This is a genomic window from Halopseudomonas salegens, assembly GCF_900105655.1.
GTDB lineage: Bacteria > Pseudomonadota > Gammaproteobacteria > Pseudomonadales > Pseudomonadaceae > Halopseudomonas > Halopseudomonas salegens.
This window is the reverse complement of the sequence record NZ_LT629787.1, coordinates 3,599,603-3,621,651: the sequence shown is the minus strand read 5'-3', so window position 1 is coordinate 3,621,651 and position 22,049 is coordinate 3,599,603. Positions and strand designations below refer to the sequence as shown.

Here is a 22,049-nt window from a genome sequence, read left to right as displayed (position 1 = left end):
ACTCTGTCACCTGCATTCTTCAACGAAGCAGCGTAAAGATTCCATGTACAGCTTGCTTGAGCCGCGTAAAAAGATCGTAAACGCGGCTCAGGAGGAGTGGTCGATAAACCGGTAGCCGACGCCAGCTTCCGTCTCGATATAGCGGGGGGCCGTGGGATCTTCACCCAGCTTGCTGCGCAAGCGCCCGATGAACACTCTCAGGTAGTGCGTGTCGTGCGTGTGGTGGGGGCCCCAGATCGATTTCAGCAATTGCTGCTGGGTAATGATGCGCCCGGGATGGGCCAACAGGTTGCGCAGCAATTCAAACTCTTTCTTCGACAAGTGCACTTCTTCACCTGCCAGCCGCACCCGCCGATCACGCAAATCCACCTGCAAATGACCGTCGTCATAGCCGGTTGCCGGTACTTCAAGCGCCCCAAAAGTCCGCAATACCGAGCGAATACGCGCCAGCAACTCATTGGCACCAAAGGGCTTTTCGACATAATCATTGGCGCCGGAATCCAGCGCCTGGACCTTGTCTTTCTCGCCATTGCGTACCGACAGCACGATCACCGGCCCCTGAAAGAATTCGCGCAGCTGTTGCAGCATCAGCTGACCGTCCATATCGGGCAGCCCCAGATCCATGACGACCAGATCAGGCTGAGTGAGTGCCGCCGCCTGCAATCCAGTCGCCGCCGTATCCGCCTCGCTCATCTCATAGCCCTGGGAGCCGAGACAGATATGCAGAAAGCGCCGGATTTGCGGCTCATCATCCACCACCAGAATTCGGGTCATTCACTCCCCTCCCCGCGTTCTTCCGGCAGCGTGACCGGCAAAGCCAACTGCAGCAAAGCGCCATGCCCCGGTTCAGTCTCAAGCGCAGTCACCTGACCACCATGAGCTGCCAGAATACTGCGGCAAATCGCCAGGCCCAATCCGGTCCCGGCGGCGTACTGATCACCGTGACTGAAGGTATGGAACATATCAAAGATTTGTTCCCGTTTTTCCGGGACGATGCCCGGGCCACTATCACGCACCCTGAGGTAAACCCACTCCCCTTCATGGCAGGCTTCCAGCCAGACTTCACCATCGGGTGGAGAAAAACGCAGGGCATTTTCCAGCACATTGAACAGCGCCTGCTCGATCAGCGCCGCATGCACATTCAGCAAGGGCAATCCGTCAGGCACATCGGTATGCAAATGCACCGACCCCAGCAGGGGAGATATCCGCTTGATGACCACACTGACAATGTCATCCACCCCAACCCAGTCCCGGTCCAGGCTCAACTCTCCATGGCCCAAACGGGTCATATCCAGCAGCTTCTGGATATAACGATCCAGCCGTTGCGCTTCCGTCAGTGTATTCGCCAGCAGTTCGGCACGCTGGGCCTCGCTGAGGGCATCAGCCAGGTCAATCAGGCTGGTTACCGAACCGATCATGGTGGCCAACGGTGTACGCAAATCGTGGGATACCGATGACAACAGGGCAGACCGCAACTGCTCTCGCTCCTTGTCGAGGGTTTCCTGTTTCAGCGAGTCGGCCAACTGCACACGCGCCCACGCCAGGCTACCCAGACTGACCAGCACATCGAGGCGGCTACGATGCCAGTCCGACACACGCTGCATGGCTGACAAGCGGATACTGTCGCTCACCGCGCCTGTTTGATCAGCAAAAATGACGTTGATGCCGGCTTCGTCTTCCTGCCAATTGGCTTCACGCGGATGACCGCGCAAGCGACCGCTCACCTCAGCGGGATTTATCCGCGCATGCCAGCCCAGACACTCCGCCAATTGCTCGCGCATACACAGAACCACGGCAGCCCCATCAATGCACCCGGATAACTCACGCGCACAGCCCATTTGCAGTTCATTCCAGCGCTCGCTGTCGCGCAGTGCATTGACCTTCTCGTTCAGGCGCGCCGCCGCGTGACCGGTTACCAGGGCAATCAATACCATGAGGGCGCCAGTGAGAATATCCTCATGGTGCAGCATCCGCAGACTGAAGCGCGGCTCGGTAAAAAAGAAGTTGAAGGCCAGAAAGCTCAGCACGGCACAGACCAGCGCCGGTCTGATACGCGTGGTAACCGCAGTCAGCAAAACGCCAGCGAGGTAGACCATGACCAGGTTGGCAATCGGCAACACCGGTAACAAGGATAGAACCACCGCAGTAGCGATCAGCGGCACCACCCAGGGCAAACTGAATGCCAGAATATCCTGGCGAGTAAACGAGTGCATGTCAGGTATTTTCATCCGCGCCAGAACACCGGGGTCAATAGAACCATCAAAGTAAGCAGCTCAAGCCGCCCAAGCAGCATGCCGAAGCATAACAGCCATTTAGCCGCGTCAGGCAATGGCGCAAAATTGCCCGCAGGGCCGACGATATCGCCCAGCCCCGGGCCCACGTTGGTCAAGGCGGTTGCAGCAGAGCTTAGACTGGTCACCAGATCCAGCCCGAGCGCTGCCAGGAACAGGGTCAAAACTGCCAGGCAAATGAAGAACAGAAAGGAAAACGCGACCGCTGAATGCATGATGTCGTCATCCACTGTGCGTCCGTTGTACTGCGTGGTAAATACCCCATTGGGATGAATCAGCTTGCGCACCTGGGAGCGCAGAAAACGGTAACTCAGTTCAAAGCGAAAGATTTTCATGCCGCCACTGGTCGAACCCGAGCAGCCGCCAATAAACATCACGAAGAAGAACAACGCGATACTGACGTTGCCCCACTGCGTGTAATCGCTGGACGCATAGCCTGTGGTGGTAATAACCGAGACCAGATTGAAGGTGGCGTGGGTCAGGGCATGAAACGGTTTTTGATCGTTACCCAGAATCAGAAAACTGCTGAGCAGCAGACTCACCGCAGCAACGATACCAAGCAGGGTCAGTACCTGCGAGTTCAGCAAAAGATGCCAGCGGGGCCGGCGCAGAAAGCTGATGATCAAGGTAAATGGCATAGCCCCCAACAACATGAAGGCAATCGCAATCCACAGTATCGGCGCGCCAAAGCGACCCATTGAGCGGTCATCGGTAGCATACCCACCGGTGGATACCGTCGTCATGGCATGGTTCACGGCGTCAAAAACTGACATCCCTGCCAACCAGTAGGCTGCGGTACAAGCCAGCGACAACCCCAGATAGGTCAGCACCAGCAACCTGGCCAGACTTTGCAGTCGCGGCATCGACTTATCCGACCAATCGGATGATTCGGTATGAAACAGGCGCATACCCCCAATCCGCAGAAATGGCAGAATCGACACTGCCATGCCGATAACCCCCAACCCGCCCAACCACTGCAGCATCGAACGCCACAGCAGCAGACTGGGTGACAGCTGCTCGATACCACTGAGCACCGTTGAGCCGGTCGTGGTAATACCGGAAACCGCCTCGAACAGCGCATCGGTAAAGCTCAGCTCATAGTGGCTGAAGAACAAGGGCAGCGCACCACACAAAGCCATCAGCATCCAGCCAAGACTGGTCATCAGATACAACTGCCGGGCAACCAGTTGATTGCCCGGAGAGCGAACCAGAAAGTGCACGATCAGGCCACACAGAAAAATACCGGCTGCGCACAGCAAAAAAACCATGAACTCGGCATCGTTTCGCCACCAGCCAAAGAGGGCGACTATTGCCATCAGCACACTGATGACCATCGACAACACACTGCACAGATAGAGAACCGGACGGAAAAGACTGAACATTGCACGCCCTCGACAGCAAAACTTGAGCCTAGCCAAGACAGCCATAAATAATCGATGGGCAAAACAGACAGATAGCGTAAATTCTGCGTAAACGTGCAGGGCCACAACAAAATGGTCCGTACGGTTGCACTTGCCAACGGGATTGGCGACCCTGTGCGCTGACTTGTGAAACGGATGACTCATGGCGCCAGCGCATTATATTGTCGGTTGTACCGCCTGCGATCTGCAGCGTAGCTATTCCAGCTCGGCGCCTGACTGTGCCTACCAGACCCTCGACGGCCAGCAACTGCCCATGCCTGCCAGCCCGGGCTGGTGCTCCGACTGCCGCAACCTGTGCCGAGTGGAGCGGCTGCCCAGCGCCGAAGGCGAAGCCGCGTTATTGAAAACCCTGCTCTGCCTGAGACTGGACTTCGCCAACCTGCTCAAAGACGTGCCGCAAAAGCTCCCCTGGTGGCAGTTTTATGCCAAACCCATGAACGGCATTGACACTCTGGAAGCCGACATCAGCCAGCTGGAGCAACAGCTCGAGGCCTATCGCGTCCTGCGCGCCGCCCTCGCTGAACGCGCCAGCCCAGGCCGCTGCCTGACCTGCGGCGGCAGCAATCACCAACCGCTACCCCTGCCAACCAGGCCCGACCAACCCGACGTACTCAACGTCAATCACCCCGGCTGCGGCGGGCAGTTAACCATTCAGGCGAGTAAACAACGGCCACAAAAAACAGGCCAAAAGCAGTTGTTTGACCTGGAAGGTCGACAAATTCACAGCCCCTGACGTTGAGCGCTGACAACGACACAAGTCGCTGAAGCGGTGTTGCCTGGCGCTCAGGGGAATACCGATTAATTGCATAAAACGCTTATAGCCCGGTTGCCGCTGACCTGTTCTGGACCGTTAGATGCCATGGATGGCATCTACGAGCCCCCAGGGAAGGGTTTACGGCGTGTCCAGAACAGGTCAGCGGCAACCGGGCGGTACACTGAAGTGATTTAATCGGTGTTTCCCTGGTGCGTTTGGCAATGCCGCATGGCACGGAGTCAAATGCTCAACCAAAAAACCAGTAACAAACCAGAATCGCCGTCACTATCCCGGCAAAATCCGCCGCCAGCGCACAGCCCAGTCCGTGACGCACCTTGCGAATACCCACCGCACCGAAGTACACCGCCAGCACATAGAAGGTCGTTTCCGTACTGCCCTGCAGGGTCGCCGCCAACAGCGCCGGAAAGCTGTCGACACCAAAAGTATCCATGGTCTCGATCATCATCGCCCGCGCCCCGCTACCGGACAACGGCTTGATGAAAGCCGTCGGCAAAGCCTCGACAAAGCGCGTATCCCACCCGGCCCAATTAGCCAACCAGCGAAAGCCCTCCAGCCCCGCATCCAGCACCCCACTGGCGCGCAACACACCGACCGCCACCAGCATCGCAATCAGATAGGGCAACAGCGATACCGTAAAACTGAAACCCTCCTTGGCCCCCTCGATAAAAGTGTCGTACACATTCACCTTGCGTAGCGCCGCCACCCCCAGAAAGGCAATGATGATGCCGAACAGCGTCAGGTTGCCCACCAGCGTCGAGGTAGCCGCCAGCGCCTGCGCCGACATTCCGGCCAGCGTCGTCAACAACACGCCCAGCCCCACCGCCACCGATACCAGATACAGCAACACCACCGGGTCCCACAGCTTGAGCCGCTGGACCAGCGCCACCGTCAACAAGCCAACCAGACTGGATGCCGTAGTCGCCAACAGAATCGGCAGAAATACCGCCGTCGGATCAGCCGCACCCTGCTGCGCGCGGTACATGAAAATAGTCACCGGCAGCAACGTCAGTGACGAGGTATTGAGCACCAGAAACAGAATCTGCGCATTGCTCGCCGTATCCTTGTGCGGATTCAGCTGTTGCAACGACTGCATCGCCTTGATGCCAATCGGTGTCGCGGCATTGTCCAGTCCCAGCACGTTGGCAGCAAAATTCATGGTGATGTGCCCCTGCGCCGGATGGCCACTGGGCACTTCCGGCATCAGCCGACGGAACAAGGGATCGAGCAACCTGGCCAACACCCGCACCATACCGGCCTTCTCTGCAATCGCCAGAAACCCCAGCCACAACGTCATGGTACCGACCAGAACCAGCATGATCTCGACGCTCAGTCGCGCCATATCGAACAGCGCCGCCACCAGCCGGCTGAACACCTCGGCATCTCCCAGGCCCAGCCATTGCCACAACGCCGCAGCGAAAGCAGCCAGAAAAAAACTCAACCAGATGCCATTCAGCATGTCAGCACCACCTGTTGTGCGACCAGTTGCCGAGCCGCCTGCGGACTCAGTGCTGCCAGCAGTGCTGCAGTTTCGGCATCCGGCATCCCGTCATGCCGCTGAGGACGAAAACGCATCTGGAAGGCCGTCAGAACATTGCGCGTGGCGGGGTCCAGCTCACCCGTGACCGGCTGCGGATAACCCACCTCGGCAAGTGCCCGCTGGTACCAGCCGATCGGTGGCAGGCAAGCTTTCAGGTGTGCCGACCACTGCTGAACGACTGCCGTATCCGGCCAAATGGCGACGCCTGCTGCTGCCAACTGCTGCCATGGAAACGTCGGGCCGGGATCCACTTTGCGCTGTGGTGCAACATCGCTGTGTCCGATGACCCGCTCCGGCCCCAGGTTGTGACGCTGCAGAATGTCGCGCAACAGCACAACAAGGGCCTCTATCTGGGCCGGATCATAGTCCGGCCAGAGACGGCCATGCGCCGTTTCATGGTAGCCATAATGCACCAGTTCGATACCGATCGAACTGGCATTCAACCAGGAACGCCCCTGCCAGCTACTCTCGCCGGCATGCCAGGCGCGACGGCTTTCATCGACCAGGCGATAGATGGTCGGCGGTTGACGGTCAATCAGGTAATGGCTGCTGACGCCACCCTCGGCCAGGTGGCCAAGGGAACGGTCCAGCCCGGAAGAGGTGTAATGCAGGATCACATATTGCACCCGGCTGTCCTGGCTGGCCGCGCTGTAGCGCGTATCGATGACCGGCCCGGAGCCGCAGCCAACGAGCAGCATCAAGAGCAAGGCAACGGGCAAGCATCGATCCATGAACATTCTCGCAGCAGAAAGGCAGATGGTCGTTATCTTCGACCTTGCTGCAGCGTTGTTCAAGCAGGGAAAGCACCGATTTGCCGAGAGTATTGCCCTTGGGCATTGCCGGTCAATGCGTTCGGTCCGGGTCTGGCTGGATTACTGAAGCCGTGACTTTCCCCGTGACAACGGGCTCTGGTAATCGGATCGCCATGGCGTGCCGTTGCAAGTGGTGCGATTGGGGCAGTCGGGCGTACAACCGCGACAGGGCAATCTGTCACTGTGGCTGGCGGTTTTGCTGGAGGTTGCGAAAGGCATAGGGGGGGTCTCATCGGAGTCAGGAGAAATCAGGCAATCATTTGCCATGTACTCATACTGTACATAAATTACTTACATGTATAGCTTGAATGCAAATTTCATTGATGGAATCCGCCGATGACTACCCTGCTCTGGTTCAAACAGGACCTGCGTCTGCATGACAATACACTGCTGGCCGATCTTGATCTGACTCAGCCCTGCTTGCCGGTCTATTGTCTGGATCCGGCGCAATTCATTGCCGATGAGCACGGCATGCGCCGCTGCGGCGCACGCCGCGCACAACACCTGCTGGCTTCTCTGGATGCTCTCGATGCCGGCTTGCGTACCCTGGGCAGCCCCGGCTTGCTGCTGTTGCAGCAAGCGCCTGAACAGGCCCTGCCGCAACTGTGTCGTGAGCTGAATGTGGGTTTGCTGCGCACCCATAGCGAGTATGCCCCTGAGGAGCTGAAGCGCTTGCAGCAAATAGCCGGTCAACTGCCGGATCATTGTCGACTGCAACAGGTTCAGGATAACCGTCTGTTCGCTTTAGAATCTTTACCCTTCAGCCTGGAGCGCATGCCGCAGGTTTTTACCCGCTTCCGCAATCAGATCGAACGCCAGCTACCCGAGCCGAGCGAAAGCCGGGCACGTCAGCGCATGGGGCCCTGGCCCCGTGTCGCAATCAATCTGCGCCAGGCCTGGCCGACCCTCTCTCAGCTGGGGCTGGAGCAACCGGTCGCCGAACCGCGCAGTGCGCTGCCACCCGGAGCGGGTGAAGCTGCAGCACTGGACTGGTTGAACCAGTACCTGTGGCGTGACCGGTCCGTACGACACTACAAGGAAACCCGCAATGGCCTGCTCGGGCGTGACTTTTCCAGCAAGTTGTCGCCCTGGCTGGCCCATGGCAGTTTGTCGGTGCGGCATGTGTGGCGTGAATTACGCCGCCACGAGGCCGAACACGGGGCCAATGACTCGACCTACTGGCTCGGCTTTGAACTGCTCTGGCGCGAATTTTTCCGCCTCAGCCTGCAACAACACGGTGCTGCCTGGTTCCGCTTGCGCGGGTTGTCCGAGCACAAACCATGCGCCCACCGCGACGAGCGCTTCGAGCAGTGGCGCAACGGCAGAACCGGGAATGACTTCGTCGACGCCTGCCTGCATGAATTGAACGGCTCGGGCTTTCTGTCCAACCGCGGCCGGCAGATTGCAGCCAGCTATCTGGTGCATGAGCTGCAACAGGACTGGCGCCTGGGTGCCGCCTGGTTTGAACAACAGCTGATCGATTACGAGGTGGGCAGCAACTGGGGCAATTGGGCTTATATTGCCGGCGTCGGACACGACCCGCGCGGTGGCCGCCGCTTCAATGTGCAGGAGCAGGCGACAAGGCATGACCCCGAGGGCGCCTATGTGCACACCTGGCTGGCTGCACCCTGATCAGGGTGCACTGACCCTGTCAGTGCCGGGCAGCGGTCAGGCCCGCAACAGGCGGTTACGGCCGGCGGCTTTGGCCGCATACATGGCCTTGTCGGCACGTTCGAATACCGTATCCAGATCATCGCCCTGCTGAAAGTCGGTAAAACCTATGGATACCGTAATGGTTACCCGCTCGGTCTTGAAGTGGAAAGGGCATTCCTCGATACCGCTACGCAGGGCTTCCAGCACGATTTCGCCCTGCTCCGGATTGGTCCCGGGCAACAACATGACAAATTCTTCACCGCCAAAACGACCGATAAAATCGGTTTTGCGCAGCCGCCGGGACAACTGCTGGGCAATCAGCCGCAGTACCTTGTCCCCGGCCAGATGGCCAAAATTGTCATTGATGGTCTTGAAATGATCCACATCAAGTACTGCCAGCAGCAGCTGACCGCCATAGCGCTGCCAGCGCTCGAATTCCTCGGCCATGCGTTTTTGCAAACCGCCCCGGTTTGCCATGCCGGTCAAGCTGTCGAGTAGCGAACGCTGGCGCTGTTCTTCCAGATGCGTGCGAAAAGACTGCGCTTCGACTTCCATAACCTGGATACGCTCAACCATGACCTGCAACCGCTCGCTGACCTCCTGCTCGCGCTGCTGGCGGACCGAGCGCGCCTGTTCAACATCCTGCAAGAGGTGATTCAGCTTGTTTTCAACTGTGGCCTTCAGGCTGTCCAGGTCTGCTGCATCACGCACATCATCGTGTAACCCCTCGACCTGGGTGCGAATTGCGCCTTCCAGTTCAACCCCGGCATCTACCGAGCCGGTATAGGCCTCGTGGGCATCTTCAAGATTGCCCTGGAACAGGGCCAGGCGCTCATTCAACTGTTGCAGGTAGCGCTCAAAGTCACCCTGCCGGCTTTGCTGGGCCAGCAGAATCAATTGACTGGCCTGATCAAGCACCGCTGCCAGTTCATACCAGTTCAAACCCTCGGCTATCTGCACCTTGAGCCGATCGCGCTGGGGTTGCTGGGCTTCTGCGACTTCCAGCTGCGTCAACAGATCAAGTAGTATGCCTTCGACATGGGCGGCAACCTGGCTATAACTGGTGCCTTCATCAGTGATGACGCCAGGGTGATTGACATCCTGCGCTGTATCGGCGTGCTCGCTGTCACTGGCCGGCTGGTCGCCACTGCGCTTGAACAGCCGGGAGAAGAGCCCACCACCGGCTGCACTGGCAGACTCCGCTTGCAGCGTTTCGTCCTGCGCTGGCACCAGTTGCTCCAGAACCGCATGGTAGGCCGCAGCATAGTGCAGGGGTTCAGCCAATTGATCACGGATGTTGCGCAGCGTTTTACGCGTTTCAACAGGCGGCTCATGGGCCAGCAGTTGCTCGACCAGATTGCGCAAATGGGCAGTAATCGACGCCATGCGATGCTCGCGGTCATTATCAACCGCCAGAACGGCACGCTCCAGATCCGGCAGCAATTCGGCCAGGCCGCTGGCCGGGCATTCGCTGCGCATGGCTGCACGAAGTTGCTTCAGGCGCTTGTCGAGCACCGGATCGACGCCGGCAGCCGCAATGCTGAGGCGCACCAGTCCGCGTTTTAGCAATTCTTCCACATCTGCCGGGGCGAAGTTGATATCGGCTCCTCGCTGTGCTGAGTGGCGGCTTTCCGTCATGCTGAATCCCTATTCAATAAGCAGCAGTGTTATAGCTGAAACTCGCCGCCAACACCAGAGAGTATAGGGGCTCTGGCTTCAGTTGCCAGTCCGGCGTTGCCCGCGCAAGCCGTCAGGTAAACGAATATGCATGGAAACCGGCAAGTGATCGGAAATTGCCTGCGGCAATACGTCAACCTGCTCGATAGTCAGGCTCGGCGTCAGAAGAATATGATCAAGCGCACGCGCCGGCTTCCAGCTGGGGAAGGTGCCCGGCAGCTCGGCGGTATGCAGGGCACTCCCGCGCAGAGGCGAATGCTCGAGCAAATCTTCAGCATGGGTGTTCATGTCACCCATCAGTACAACATGCCGGTAGTCAGCGATACGCTCGCGGATGTAGGCCAATTGACTGGCTCGCGCCCGGGTGCTCAGCGCCAGGTGCATCATAACCACCAGCATGGCATCATCGCCCTCCCCAAAGCGGGTGAAAATTGCCCCGCGTCCAGGCATGAAGCCGGGTAACTTGTGATCTTCCAGCACCAGTGGGGCGAAGCGACTGAGCAAGCCATTGGAGTGTTGGGCGAAGCGCCCGAGATTGCGGTTGAGTTGCTGGTACCAGTAACGGAACTGGCCTTCTCGCGCCAGATGTTCCACCTGATTGACGTAACCGGAACGCAGGCTGCCACCATCGACTTCCTGCAGGGCAACCAGGTCAAAATTATTCAGCAGGCGACCTATCTGCGACAGCGTCAGGTGGCGCCCGGCATGGGGAAACAGGTGCTGCCAACTTTTGGTCAGATAGTGGTGATAGCGCTGAGTATTGATTCCCACCTGAATATTGAAACTGAGCAGCCTCAGCACATCAGGGAGGCAATCGGCACTGTCACTGCACAGGTGGTTTACCTGTGCAGTGGCTGGCAGCATCAAGCCATTACGCGAGCGCCGCCACAGGGGACGATCAGCGGCCATCCCGGGTAATCCTCAGAGCGCTTCACGCTCCATGTCGACCAGATAATCAGCGATCTTGAGCACCTCTTCGAAACCGCTGGTGGCATTGTTCTGAATCACATACTTGCCATTGATGATCAGGGTTGGCACCCCGGTGGCCCGGTAAGTCCGCGCCAATTGTTGCGCCTGGCTCATCTTGCTGTTGACCCCAAAGGAGTTCCAGGCTTTCTCGAAGGCGTCTGCATCAATATCGTAAGGCTCCAGCACATCAAGAATCTCGCTTTGCTCCGTCATGCGGCGACCGTCTTGATGCAGGGCATGAAATACCGCGTCATGGGCCTCATCCAGCTTGCCCAGGCTTTCAAGGGTGTAGTACAGCTGGCCATGCGTATTCCAGGTTCCGCCAAACAGGGCGGGTACCCGACGAAAGTAGGCATCCTCAGGCAAATCCGGATACCACGCATTGATCAAGGGTTCCAGAGCATTACAACCACCACAGCCATACCAGAACAACTCGGTCACCTCGACCTTGTCTTCATGCTGAGTCGGTGCCTGAGCCGGCAACTCCACATAATGCACACCCGCTTCATATTCATCGGCTTGTACATTGGCTACCATAGCCAGCAAGGCAATTGTCATTACCGAAATCAACGCACGCATGTATGTCTCCTGTAGGCAGTTATTCTCATGCTGTCTGTATGACCTGTCGCCGGGGAAAAGATTCCCGACAGTCTTCCGCCATATTCAGCAGGTGGATAATAAAAAGGGTGGCAGATGCCACCCTCTTTGCACAGCTTGCTACAACATCCAGCAAGGCTTTCGTGATTAGCGCAGGCCCTGAATGTAGTTCGATACTGCTTCGATATCCCGAGTGCTCAGACGGCCGGCAATAGTGCGCATGACTTCGCTGTCACCATCGTTGGTGCGCTCGTGCTCACGAAAGTTGGTCAATTGGGTAGTGATGTATTCAGCATGCTGACCAGCCAGTCGCGGGTAACCGGCAGGGTCGTTACCCTTGCCAGTCGGCGAATGGCATCCGGTACAAGCCGGCAGGCCTGTCTCGATATCGCCGCCACGATAAATGGCCTGACCGCGCTCATACAGCTCGGGATCAGCTACACCAAGAGCCATGGTCTGGGATGCAAAGTGAGCGGCAATATCCCGCAAATCCTGCTCATCAAAATTGTCCAGCATGCCGGTCATCTCGACGATCACGCGGCGCCCTTCCTTCTGGTCCAGCATTTGCTTGAACAGGTAATGCTGACCCATGCCGGCCAGCTTGGGAAAGGTCGGGGTAACGCTATTGCCATCGGCGCCGTGGCAGGCAGAACAGGTTGCCACTTTTTCTGCACCGGCTTCAGCATCACCCAATTCAGCTGCATGGGCTGTGCCGGCGATCCCGAGAGACAATACCAGACTGACAAGTAATTTATTCATCGGCTAATCCAATAACGGCTGTATTAAAATAGTATGGTCCTGCCTGCCTTCATGCTAACCATGCAACAGCTTGGCTGCAAACAGGCATTCAGTCCAGATATAAAACCGCAGCATTATATACTAAGCTTGCAGCCCAGGTGAATGACCTGACCAGCCGCTTTGCCACTCTATGGACATCCAATGACCGATTCGACACCTCTGGTTACACTCTGCCAGCAAGCCAGCTTCATCAAAAGCGCCGACAAGCTCGAGCAATGCCCGCCCGATATTGGCCGTGAAGTTGCCTTCGCCGGGCGTTCCAATGCCGGCAAATCCAGCGCACTGAATACCCTGACCCATGCTCGCCTGGCGCGCACCTCGAAAACCCCCGGACGCACCCAGTTGATCAATTTCTTCCAGCTGGACGAGCTACGCCGCCTGGTAGACCTGCCCGGCTATGGCTACGCCAAGGTGCCACTGGCACTCAAGGATCATTGGCAGCGCCACCTGGACAGCTACCTGAGTGAGCGTCAGGCGCTGGTGGGCCTGGTATTGGTGATGGACGTGCGCCACCCGTTAAGCCCCTTCGATACCATGATGCTCGACTGGGCCCAGCGAGCCGACATGCCACTGCACATCCTGCTGAGCAAAGCCGACAAGCTTAATTATGGTGCGGGAAAGAACACCCTGCTCCAGGTTCAGAGCAGGGTGCGCAAGGAGTTTGGCGGCCATGTCAGCGTTCAGCTGTTCTCGGCGCCCAAACGTCAGGGGCTGGATGAAGCGTACGCAAAGCTTGAACAGTGGCTGATGTCAGAGATTTCTTGACTTCCTCCAGCCCTCACCGGTTTTCAGCCACAATTGCTCCATGTTCATGGTTATGCTTGCCCTTTCGCCGGCAGGACGCATCTGCGATGGCCTCATTTGCGGGCCTGAAGCAGGTTCAGTCAAGGTAATTTCAGCAAACACATTGCAGCGTTCTTCCTGACAGGTTACCTGGGTTACATCGGCTGTTTGCCAGCGCCTGGCCCCCCGGTTGTCCATTTTGTAGGCAGACTCTGATTTCAATGCCCGGTATCCCGGAGACATCAGCACATAGGCCTTGTCAAACTCACCAGCGCGCATAAAGTCAAATTGCTGCTGCGCCAAACGCGCCACTTCATCTTCGGGCTTTTCAACAATATTCAATTCCTGCAAAGCCGCACAACCTGACAACAAGCTTCCAGCTAACACAGAAACAATACATACATGTCGTAACGAGGCCATCTGTTAACTCCAGCTAAAGCTTTTAGTATTCCGTTGAGAACTCTTCTCGAAAGGACTCTGCCAGCCCCTGCATCTTGTCGCGGAACTCATCACCAATACGATCAAAATCCTGATACTGGTTGATTGCCCGCGGCGAAATGGTGACCAGCAATTCTGTTCGATTGGATTCTTGCGAAGTAGTTCCGAACAGGTAGCCCAATCCCGGAACCTGACTCAGCCAGGGTATACCGGCATCCGAGTCAGTATTGCGGTCCTGGATCAGGCCGCCCAGGATGATGGTATCGCCACTCTGGATAGCGACCGAGCTTTCGATATTGCGCTTGAGAAATGTTCGTTGCCCGGTCGCCTGGTCCAGTTCGCCGACATCAGTCACTTCCTGCTGAATATCCATCACCACAAGTCCGCCAGCGTTGACGCGCGGCTTGACGCTAAGCATCACACCCGTGTCCTTGAGCTCTACATTCTGGGTCAGTACATCGCTGCCGGTATTCACCGTCTGGCTGGAGCGGAATGGCTGCTGGGCGCCCACCTGAATCTTGGCTTCACGATTATCCAGCACCAGAATCGAGGGTGACGACAGAGAGCGCACATCCGACTTTGCCGCCAGGGTATTGATCACCGCCCGCCAGTCAGAGCCGGTAAACAAATAGGAGAAACCGGGTGCAGCGCGGCTGACCGAACCACCATCCTGTAGTGACAGCCGCCCGCCACCGATGGTGCCATCGGCACTGGTGTTGGTATTGAAGAACCAGTCGATGCCAAAGCTCAGCTCGTCGCTCAGGGTAACTTCCCAGATCGAGACTTCCACCAGCACCTGTGCCGGGGCTTTATCCAATTTGTCCAGGGCCGAACGAATGCTGCGCCACTCTTTCGCCGAGGCCATGATCAACAAGCTGTTGTTGACTTCATCCGCTACAATACGAGTTCCACTGTCGGTGGTTGTACTAGTGCTTCCACTTGAGCGATTGGACGCTGTGCTGATGGAAGCACCTGAACTACCCGAACCACCTGATGATCCTTCCCCGGAGGACAGCTCACTGCGCTCAAGACCGGGTGCCGTCGTTCCGGAAGTCCGTGATTGACTGCCTCCGGTTGTGCCACCAAAGATTTGTCCCAGCAGATTGGCTATCTGGACGGCCTCACCATTTTCGACGTTATAGACGTAAAGCTGGGTACCCGCCTGCTCATCATCAAGGCCGATAGAATCAAGACGATTCAGCCAGTCACGCACCGTATTCAGGGTGTCGGCCCTGGGTGCAATCACCATGACACTGTTCAGCTCTTCCAGGGGCACCATACGCGCCGCACCAGCCAGTCCTTCCATTTCCGGGGTCGACAACATGGCATTGACCCGCTCAACCAGAGCTGCAGCATCCAGATTGGCTACTTCATAGATGCCGATCGACATGCCTTCAAGCACATCCACATCCAGCATGCGCAAGGTGCGCAATGCGTTTTCCATTTGCGGGCCGGCAGCACCCAACATCAGAATATTGCGCAAAGGATCGGCACGCAGTATGGCCGGCCCCATACCCAGAGGCTCAAGAATCTTCTGCGCTTCGGCAACGCCCAGATGCTGCAACGGAACAATGCGTACGCTGTAGCCCTGCAGGCGTTCCTGACTCAAGGTCTGCAGCGGCACCTCACGACGCAAGGCCTCGGAATTGCCAACCCGGTAAATGCCATTCTCGCCTTTGACCATGGCAATGCCCTGCACTTCCAGAGCAGACTCAAGCATTTCTATCAGCACATCGCGCGGTACCGGGTCGGTCGATACCAGCGTAATGGTACCGTCAATGCCCGACTCCAGGGAGTACGGCACCTCCAACAGATCACCCAGTATCACCCGCAACACGTCAGCCAGCGGAGCGCTCTCAAAATTGATATTGACCCCATCACCCTGATCGGTCACGGCACTCGCCGATCCGGGATCCTGCAGAAAACGTCCGGTACCGGGCTGCTCCAGCAAGGTCCGCGCCTCGCGCGGCTCCTCATCAACGTCCTCTTCGGCAAAAGAGTCCGGGTCTTCCGCCAGCGTGCGCATCATGTTGATTGGCCGGGTGTCGACATCCTTATTGTCCGGAAAAGCCGCACATGCAGACAGGATGGAGAAAGAGGCCAACAGCAAGGCTTTCAGCAGCAGTGGAGGCGACGGTAAAAATAGTGACTTCATAGCATCATGATCTCGGTTGATGTCGTCCATGGATTAGATACTCCTGACTTACTGCAATTGAATCTGTGGCGATAATGGTTCACGCAACGGCAGACTGTGCGTTCGCCGGCCAGATCTCAACTCAATTTTATCCGGGTAAACCCGCAACAGGGTCCAACCCGCCAGTTCATCGTTTTCCTGCAAACGCACCACCTCGCCAGCGTGCCGCACAATCGCGCTTCTCTGATCGCCGACCAGCAACACCCCCAGCAAGGTCACATCCTTCAGCGGTTCTGCTTGTTGGGGTTCCGCCGGTGCCGGTTCGGTAACGTCCACTTCTTCAATCGGCCGACGTGATTCCCAGAACAACGGACGCAACAAGGCAGGCTCCAGGTCTGCCGACATCGCGTCATCAAAAGACGCATCCGGCAGTTGTGGTACCTGCATTTGGGGTGTACGGACGGGATCAGGGGATGACAACAGCAATACAGCAAGGATCCAGCACACGACCAGAATCAGGGCCAGTGTCAGCAGCAGAGTGATTCGCCGGGCGATACTCGAATGGCTCATGCACCTCCCTCCGCCGGCTCGGCAGCAGGCGGTGCCGCCATCAAGGTTGATACCGTCAAATCGACATCCACCCGTTGTGCAGGTACTTCCCCCCGCCGCGCGCGCACCCGCTGTGGCGTCAAACTGACATTTTCCAGCATCAACAATGGCTGGCTCTGCTCAAGGGCAGTAAAAGTCGCCAGAACGGCTGGCATGCTACCGGAAAAACGGACGCGAACACCCACATTCAAGTGCTCACCCCGGGTACGTGCGGGCTGCGGTGCAATACTGCCCATTTCGGCCTGCTGCTCATTCAGCACCTCGGTTATCCGGCGCTGTATGTCCAGCTCGACATCCGACGGCGAACGCTCGGTATACACCCATTGCTCCAGACCACGCTCGGAAAACTCCTGGCCCGCAGCATCGATTCCGGGCTGAATGGCAGCAACCCCCTTGAACTGTTGCAACATGCGTCCATCGCGCAACAACTCGAACTCGTAACGTTCCATCTGGTTGCGCAAGGGGGCCAGAGCCACCAGCAGCAGTAGCAGCAACAAGCCGAGCAAAATAGACAGGCTGATCAGCGATTGCCGTGAGAGGTTGACAGCTTTCATTGCTCACCCTCCTGCCGGGGCACCACTTGCAGGCTGGCAGTAAACTGATCGCGTCCAGTACGTGAATTGCGATTGACCGACGAGTTAAAGCGGGCATCGACAAACAGCGGCGAAGCATTCAGCCGATCAATCAGATTGACCACCTCAAGCCCACTGCCCGATATCTTGAGCGTCTCACCCTGAACGCGTACCTCGGTGAGAAAAATACTGTCCGGCACTCGCTCGGCCAGTTCGGCTATCAGCGATGAAACCGGAGGCAAGCTGCGTTCTGTCTGCAAGGCGTTGATGATCTCCAGGCGCTGGGTCAACTGGTCGCGGGTTTCCATGGTACCAACCACGCCTGCATGCACGCGGAACAACTCCTGCTTGCGGGCGATAACCTGTTCACGGGCGACCCAGACCGGGGCAATTGCCGCCATGCCCAGCGCCAGCAGAAGGACAGCCAGTATCAGTGTGTTGCGATTCAGCCGTCGCCACCAACGACCGGGAACTCGGGATTGTCCAAACAGATTCAGACGCGGCAATGTCTCTTCAGTGGCAGGCTCGCGATAAAGGCGGGCCACGGTCAAACCGGTCAGCCGCTCGATGTGACCAATCACCGGATCCACACTGGCCCGCGGAATGGCCAACAGATAGGGAGCGCTGTCATCCGCAACGCCGGCCGCATAGTACAACTGGTCGGCAGAAAAAGGCGTTAACCGCGGCAACTGCCAGCGCACCACCTCCCGCAACTTTGCCGGATCAATAACCGGCAGATCCAGACGACGCAACAATACCTGCTCGGTACTGAGCTCCAGCTCCAACTGCAGCAGCCCGGTATCAACATCCAGGGCCTTGATATCTGCTTGCAGAACCCCGTCCGCAGCCACCTCGAGCGCCGCCGTCTCCAGGCGTGCCAACTCGACACCACCCGGCTGGTACAAGGACACCTGCTGCCCATCCCAAAGAGCGACCAACCGCGGGGCGGGGCGAACAAAAGACGGCAACAACCAGCTCGGCATTGCCGCACGCAAACCATCCCGCCACCAGGCGAAAGCCGCATTGAGGTCCAGCCCGAACAATTTCAGATTGCCGACATCAAGTCGCATGTAGATCAGTCCAGAGTAAATGAAACATTGTACAGGTTTGTATGCAAAACCTGATACCCCACCCCATCCGCAACGAAGCGCGCCGAGACCTCCAACCGCCGGCGACGCACTCCCTGACCCAGCTCAATCTGAATCCTGAAAGCATCCGTGGTCAGGGCTGCATCTTCCTGCGATTCCTGCAAGTAATCGGTGCCGCCCAGCAAATCCAGCAGTGGCTCTGCGGCAAAACGTGCGTCTACCTCAACATGACTCCCATGCACGGTAAAAAACCGGTGCAAGCCTGCTACTCGCTCCAGGCCATCGCCCAGCAACAACAATTCATCCACGGATATCCACGGCCGTGGCTGACGGTCAATGTCTTCTGCGGCTTCAAGATCACCTTCACGACGTCTGACGACGGCAGCTGCCAGACTCCGGGCATCTGCCGACTCCAGCCCGGCAAAAACCGCTTCCAGCATGTCTTCCGGTGCGGTATTCAGGCTGACGAATGCAGTTTCAGGTATCAACCGAAAATGAACATCCAGCCCTTCCCAGGGCAAACGAAAAACTTCACCCGGCATTGACTCCCACCTGTCGGGGTCTACCTGCCGCACCGCCGCCAGATAGTTGAGCACACTATCTGCTGCTGCCTGGGCCCGCACCTGCTGCAGCATATCACCGGCCACCTGCCGATCAATGCGCACTGTCATGCTGAAAGCCGCCAGCATAATCGTCAACAGACTGGTGATCCAGAGCACCAGAATCAGCACCGCACCCCGTTGATGACGCCGTGATCCTGTCATGCATCCCCCTGCGGCACACCGAACACCAGTGCCGGCCAGGTACGCTGGCCCTGAAACAGCTGTACCCGGATCAGTCGAGGCAGCATTTCACTGCTGGCAAATTCTGTTTGCCACTCTTCCTCGCCGAGAAAAGCGAACGCCAATCGCAGATTTTCACCGACCTGCACAAACTCGGCATCAGCAAAAATTGCCGACAAGTGCTCACCATTGGTGAATGGCCCATAGCGCAACCAGACCCCCGACTCGCCCTGGTATTCGGAGACAATTTCAATCAGATAGAGCTGATTGCCGGTCGACAGGGACAAAGGCGCAACATAACGCAGGCTATCTGCCGTACCGGCCAAGGCCGGCAAGCGAACAAAATCATCCGACATGACCATACCCGCCTGCAATTGCTGCATATGCCGATTGAGCATGGCGACAAACTGCCGGCTTTCTTCCATGCGCTCGGTATGCTGATCCGCGAGCTGCCAGCTCTTGATCCCGGCACGAAAGCCGGCAAACAGCACCAGCACCAACAAACCGGTCAGGGTCAGCGCTACCAGCACTTCCATCAGGGTAAAACCACGCGAACGCATCACAGGTCCAGCTCCAGAGGTGCATTGCGCAGGGTCATCAGGACAAAGGTCTGCTCGCCGCGCACCGACGGCCAGGTCACTCGTACCTCGACCCGATAGAGTACCCGGCTCTGATCACTCAACAACCCGGCATACTCCCAGTCCAGCGGGCGGATATCGACCTCCCAGCTAAATTCGTAATCAGTGTCTTCGGACCCCTGATAAGTACCTGGCTGCAAAGGCTCGGTCACACCCACCTCAGCCAGCCGTGACTGAGCCACCAATGCTGCCATGCTCAGGCGATCAACCCGTGCCAATCCGGTCAGGCCAGAGGAAAAGGCGCGCAGCAGCACGGTCAGCAACAAGGTGGCGACAACAAAAGCAACCAGCACTTCAAGCAGAGTGAATCCACGCTCCCGGCGGGACGATCGTTGCCTGCGTGGCCACCAGCGATTCAAGGCAGGCCACCCTGTTCCTGACTGGTTACCCGCCCGGTAAGCCAGTCAACCTCGAGACGAAAGGCACGCCCTTCGGCATCCAGCAGCACATTGCCACCCGTCGAGGTACCATCCGGATAGAACACGAAGCCGGCCCGTGAATCACGGGTAGCCATACTGGCGACACTGACCTGCAGCGACCAGTCCTGCGGGAAATCACCTTGAATCTCGCTACCGATGCCATACTCATGATCATTGAGGTCCAGCCAGAAACTGACTGGCTGCTGCTGCAACACTGCCTGACCGCGAGCCTGGCGCAACCCGGCATGCAGGTCGCGGGCAACATCTGTGACCGACGCCTTGAACAGGCCACCCAATGCCGGAATCACCAACGCTGAGGCGAGGCCGAAAATAACCAGAACCACCAGCATTTCCATCAGCGAAAACCCACGGCCGGTCGAATTGCCCGGCTTACCAGCTCTCGATGTCAGCATTCTCGCCTTCACCACCGGGTTGGCCGTCCGCGCCCAGTGAATAGAGATCAAAGGGACCATGCTGACCGGGGAAACGGTAATTGTAGGCATTGCCCCAGGGATCATCTGGAATCGTCGACTTGCGCAGATAAGGGCCCGCCCAGCTTTCCACGCCGGGCGGCGCCTCGATCAAGGCCTCCAGGCCCTGTTCCTGGCTCGGGTAACGGCCAACTTCCAGGTAGTACATATCCAGTGCCGAAGCCAATTCTTCAACCTGGATACGCGCCGTATCGCCTCGCGAGCTGGACACGTATTTCATTACCCGCGGGCCGACAATAGACATCAGCAGACCCAGAATCACCAACACCACCAGTAGCTCGATCAGGGTAAACCCGCGCTGGCGTCTTTTACGTGCAAACATTATTCAACTCCATCAACCAATCAGTTCATTGACCCCGAGAATACCCAGCAAAATGGATATGATAATGCCGGCAATCAACATCCCGAGAGTCAGGATCAGCGCCGGTTCCAGCAGTGCCAACAGGCGCTTGATCACGCTGCCGACTTCATCTTCGTATATATCCGACACCTTGAGCAGCATATCTTCCAGGCGGCCGGTTTCTTCACCGACCTGAATCATGTGCATGGCCATGACCGGAAAACGCTCGCTCTCGATCAGCGTGGTGCTCAGTGAGCGGCCCTCCCTTAGGGCTGCTTCGGCGCGCAAAAGTTCAGTTTTCAGGGTGGTATTGGTCACGGTTTCCCGAGCAATCGCCAAGGCCGTGATCATGGTCACGCCACCTTGCAGCAAAACCCCCAGAGTACGACTGAAGCGTGAGGTTTCAATATTGCGCACCAGCTCGCCAACCAGCGGCCAGCCCAGCACTCTCGCATCCAGCGCCGACTTGAAGCCGGGTTGCCGCCACAGGTAACGGGCGAGCCAGATCAACCCGGCCATGCCGCCGAGCACCAGCCACCACCAGGCCGCCATGAAATTCCCGGCCTGCATGACGACGTAGGTTGGAGTCGGCAACTCCCCCCCCATATCACTGAACAGGTCAGCAAATCCCGGGACCACCCAGGCCAGCAGAAACACCAGCGAAAACACCGCCACGCCAAACAGGATCGCCGGATAGGTCAATGCGGCCATGACCATCTGTCGCAACGCCTTGGCGCGCTCCAGATACTCCGCCATGCGTCGCAGGGATTGATCCAGCGTGCCACTGGCCTCACCGGCGCGAATCATGCTGACATAAAAGGGAGAAAACGTCTCACGATTGGCGAAGGCCTCGGCCAGACCGACCCCCTTGCGCACATCTTCGCGCAGGGCACGGATCATGTCATTGCCGTCACCCTCGGCCATCTTTTCCAGCAACTGCAGGCTTTTGTCCAGCGGCAAACCCGAGCCGAGCATCACTGACAGGTCACGGGTAAAGGCGAGCATGCGTTCACGCGGATTCTGCCGTTTGCGTCTCCGGCTCAGCAGGCCACGACGGGAGCTGCCAGCAGTGGTTTTGCCGGGGCCATCAACTGCTTCGATACGTACCGGGACCAAGCCTTCGCGGAGCAACCAGTCGGCGACCCGGTCGCTGTTGGCCATCTCGGTTACGCCCTGTCGCTGCTTGCCCGCCTGATCCAGCGCCTGGTACTTGAAAAAAGCCATA

General features: G+C 57.8%; 24 protein-coding genes. 4 read left to right on the top strand and 20 right to left on the bottom strand.

All coding sequences use genetic code 11. From position 1 onward, the window contains the following. Window positions 1–87: 87 nt before the first annotated feature. From BLU07_RS16740 to BLU07_RS16730, 3 genes are read right to left on the bottom strand one after another with little or no spacing between them, the layout of a single operon-like run. Window positions 88–774: a response regulator gene (locus BLU07_RS16740; protein ID WP_092389185.1), complete on the bottom strand. Its 687-nt coding sequence runs from the start codon at window positions 772–774 to the stop codon at window positions 88–90. Beyond that, window positions 771–2,228: a sensor histidine kinase gene (locus BLU07_RS16735; protein ID WP_092389183.1), complete on the bottom strand. Its 1,458-nt coding sequence runs from the start codon at window positions 2,226–2,228 to the stop codon at window positions 771–773. Before BLU07_RS16735 ends, BLU07_RS16740 begins: the two co-directional genes overlap by 4 nt. Continuing rightward, a complete protein-coding gene (locus BLU07_RS16730) occupies window positions 2,225–3,673 on the bottom strand; it encodes a TrkH family potassium uptake protein (protein ID WP_092389181.1) in 1,449 nt (482 codons plus the stop codon). Before BLU07_RS16730 ends, BLU07_RS16735 begins: the two co-directional genes overlap by 4 nt. Before the next feature lie 181 nt (window positions 3,674–3,854). Here BLU07_RS16730 and BLU07_RS16725 point away from each other — a divergent pair, with 181 nt between their 5' ends. Continuing rightward, window positions 3,855–4,445 carry a hypothetical protein gene (locus BLU07_RS16725; protein ID WP_092389179.1) on the top strand — a complete coding sequence of 197 codons (591 nt, stop codon included), beginning with the start codon at window positions 3,855–3,857 and terminating at the stop codon, window positions 4,443–4,445. Window positions 4,446–4,713: 268 nt separating this feature from the next. On the opposite strand, the gene BLU07_RS16720 is transcribed toward BLU07_RS16725, so the two are convergent. Continuing rightward, window positions 4,714–5,943 carry a nucleoside recognition domain-containing protein gene (locus BLU07_RS16720; protein WP_092389177.1) on the bottom strand — a complete coding sequence of 410 codons (1,230 nt, stop codon included), beginning with the start codon at window positions 5,941–5,943 and terminating at the stop codon, window positions 4,714–4,716. Then, window positions 5,937–6,755 (bottom strand): N-acetylmuramoyl-L-alanine amidase, encoded by an 819-nt coding sequence (locus BLU07_RS16715; protein ID WP_092389964.1) that lies wholly within the window; start codon window positions 6,753–6,755, stop codon window positions 5,937–5,939. The genes BLU07_RS16720 and BLU07_RS16715 overlap by 7 nt, the downstream gene beginning before the upstream one ends. Between BLU07_RS16715 and BLU07_RS17665 the strand changes: the two genes are divergently transcribed. After that, a complete protein-coding gene (locus BLU07_RS17665) occupies window positions 6,754–6,903 on the top strand; it encodes a hypothetical protein (RefSeq protein WP_157719239.1) in 150 nt (49 codons plus the stop codon). The genes BLU07_RS16715 and BLU07_RS17665 overlap by 2 nt on opposite strands. Window positions 6,904–7,172: 269 nt before the next feature. Then, complete coding sequence (locus BLU07_RS16710; RefSeq protein WP_092389175.1) at window positions 7,173–8,468, top strand: DASH family cryptochrome; 1,296 nt, start codon at window positions 7,173–7,175, stop codon at window positions 8,466–8,468. Between the two features lie 36 nt (window positions 8,469–8,504). Here the strand turns inward: BLU07_RS16710 and BLU07_RS16705 are convergent, their stop codons facing one another. The 4 genes from BLU07_RS16705 to BLU07_RS16690 all read right to left on the bottom strand — a co-directional run bounded on the left by BLU07_RS16705 (window position 8,505) and on the right by BLU07_RS16690 (window position 12,491). Next, the gene (locus tag BLU07_RS16705) at window positions 8,505–10,127 is read right to left on the bottom strand and encodes a GGDEF domain-containing protein (protein WP_092389173.1); all 1,623 of its coding nucleotides are present in this window, start codon (window positions 10,125–10,127) and stop codon (window positions 8,505–8,507) included. A gap of 78 nt (window positions 10,128–10,205) precedes the next feature. Then, window positions 10,206–11,030, bottom strand: a complete 825-nt coding sequence (locus BLU07_RS16700) for an endonuclease/exonuclease/phosphatase family protein (RefSeq protein WP_092389962.1) — start codon at window positions 11,028–11,030, stop codon at window positions 10,206–10,208. Between the two features lie 57 nt (window positions 11,031–11,087). Then, the gene (locus BLU07_RS16695; RefSeq protein WP_092389171.1) at window positions 11,088–11,714 is read right to left on the bottom strand and encodes a thiol:disulfide interchange protein DsbA/DsbL; all 627 of its coding nucleotides are present in this window, start codon (window positions 11,712–11,714) and stop codon (window positions 11,088–11,090) included. A gap of 165 nt (window positions 11,715–11,879) precedes the next feature. Then, on the bottom strand, window positions 11,880–12,491 hold the full coding sequence (locus tag BLU07_RS16690) for a c-type cytochrome (RefSeq protein WP_092389169.1): 612 nt from the start codon (window positions 12,489–12,491) through the stop codon (window positions 11,880–11,882). A 180-nt stretch (window positions 12,492–12,671) separates the two neighbouring features. Between BLU07_RS16690 and yihA the strand changes: the two genes are divergently transcribed. Then, window positions 12,672–13,295 carry a ribosome biogenesis GTP-binding protein YihA/YsxC gene (gene yihA / locus BLU07_RS16685; RefSeq protein ID WP_092389166.1) on the top strand — a complete coding sequence of 208 codons (624 nt, stop codon included), beginning with the start codon at window positions 12,672–12,674 and terminating at the stop codon, window positions 13,293–13,295. Here the strand turns inward: yihA and BLU07_RS16680 are convergent. From BLU07_RS16680 to BLU07_RS16630, 11 genes are read right to left on the bottom strand one after another with little or no spacing between them, the layout of a single operon-like run. Beyond that, window positions 13,281–13,733 carry a hypothetical protein gene (locus BLU07_RS16680; protein WP_157719238.1) on the bottom strand — a complete coding sequence of 151 codons (453 nt, stop codon included), beginning with the start codon at window positions 13,731–13,733 and terminating at the stop codon, window positions 13,281–13,283. The two genes, yihA and BLU07_RS16680, sit on opposite strands and share 15 nt — an antisense overlap. 22 nt (window positions 13,734–13,755) lie before the next feature. Then, the gene (gene gspD / locus BLU07_RS16675) at window positions 13,756–15,906 is read right to left on the bottom strand and encodes a type II secretion system secretin GspD (protein ID WP_157719237.1); all 2,151 of its coding nucleotides are present in this window, start codon (window positions 15,904–15,906) and stop codon (window positions 13,756–13,758) included. Between the two features lie 48 nt (window positions 15,907–15,954). Then, window positions 15,955–16,455 (bottom strand): hypothetical protein, encoded by a 501-nt coding sequence (locus BLU07_RS16670; protein WP_092389160.1) that lies wholly within the window; start codon window positions 16,453–16,455, stop codon window positions 15,955–15,957. After that, the gene (gspM, locus tag BLU07_RS16665) at window positions 16,452–17,048 is read right to left on the bottom strand and encodes a type II secretion system protein GspM (protein ID WP_092389158.1); all 597 of its coding nucleotides are present in this window, start codon (window positions 17,046–17,048) and stop codon (window positions 16,452–16,454) included. The genes BLU07_RS16670 and gspM overlap by 4 nt, the downstream gene beginning before the upstream one ends. Then, on the bottom strand, window positions 17,045–18,136 hold the full coding sequence (locus BLU07_RS16660) for a PilN domain-containing protein (protein WP_092389156.1): 1,092 nt from the start codon (window positions 18,134–18,136) through the stop codon (window positions 17,045–17,047). The genes gspM and BLU07_RS16660 overlap by 4 nt, the downstream gene beginning before the upstream one ends. A gap of 5 nt (window positions 18,137–18,141) precedes the next feature. Then, window positions 18,142–18,918 carry a hypothetical protein gene (locus BLU07_RS16655; protein WP_157719236.1) on the bottom strand — a complete coding sequence of 259 codons (777 nt, stop codon included), beginning with the start codon at window positions 18,916–18,918 and terminating at the stop codon, window positions 18,142–18,144. Continuing rightward, window positions 18,915–19,496 carry a PulJ/GspJ family protein gene (locus BLU07_RS16650; RefSeq protein WP_092389152.1) on the bottom strand — a complete coding sequence of 194 codons (582 nt, stop codon included), beginning with the start codon at window positions 19,494–19,496 and terminating at the stop codon, window positions 18,915–18,917. Before BLU07_RS16650 ends, BLU07_RS16655 begins: the two co-directional genes overlap by 4 nt. Beyond that, the gene (locus BLU07_RS16645; protein WP_157719234.1) at window positions 19,496–19,933 is read right to left on the bottom strand and encodes a prepilin-type N-terminal cleavage/methylation domain-containing protein; all 438 of its coding nucleotides are present in this window, start codon (window positions 19,931–19,933) and stop codon (window positions 19,496–19,498) included. Before BLU07_RS16645 ends, BLU07_RS16650 begins: the two co-directional genes overlap by 1 nt. Continuing rightward, on the bottom strand, window positions 19,930–20,406 hold the full coding sequence (locus tag BLU07_RS16640; protein WP_172830126.1) for a GspH/FimT family pseudopilin: 477 nt from the start codon (window positions 20,404–20,406) through the stop codon (window positions 19,930–19,932). The genes BLU07_RS16645 and BLU07_RS16640 overlap by 4 nt, the downstream gene beginning before the upstream one ends. After that, entirely contained in the window at window positions 20,384–20,806 is a 423-nt protein-coding gene (gene gspG / locus BLU07_RS16635) for a type II secretion system major pseudopilin GspG (RefSeq protein WP_092389146.1), read from the bottom strand. The genes BLU07_RS16640 and gspG overlap by 23 nt, the downstream gene beginning before the upstream one ends. Before the next feature lie 12 nt (window positions 20,807–20,818). Next, complete coding sequence (locus BLU07_RS16630) at window positions 20,819–22,048, bottom strand: type II secretion system F family protein (RefSeq protein ID WP_092389144.1); 1,230 nt, start codon at window positions 22,046–22,048, stop codon at window positions 20,819–20,821. Window position 22,049 lies beyond the last annotated feature (1 nt).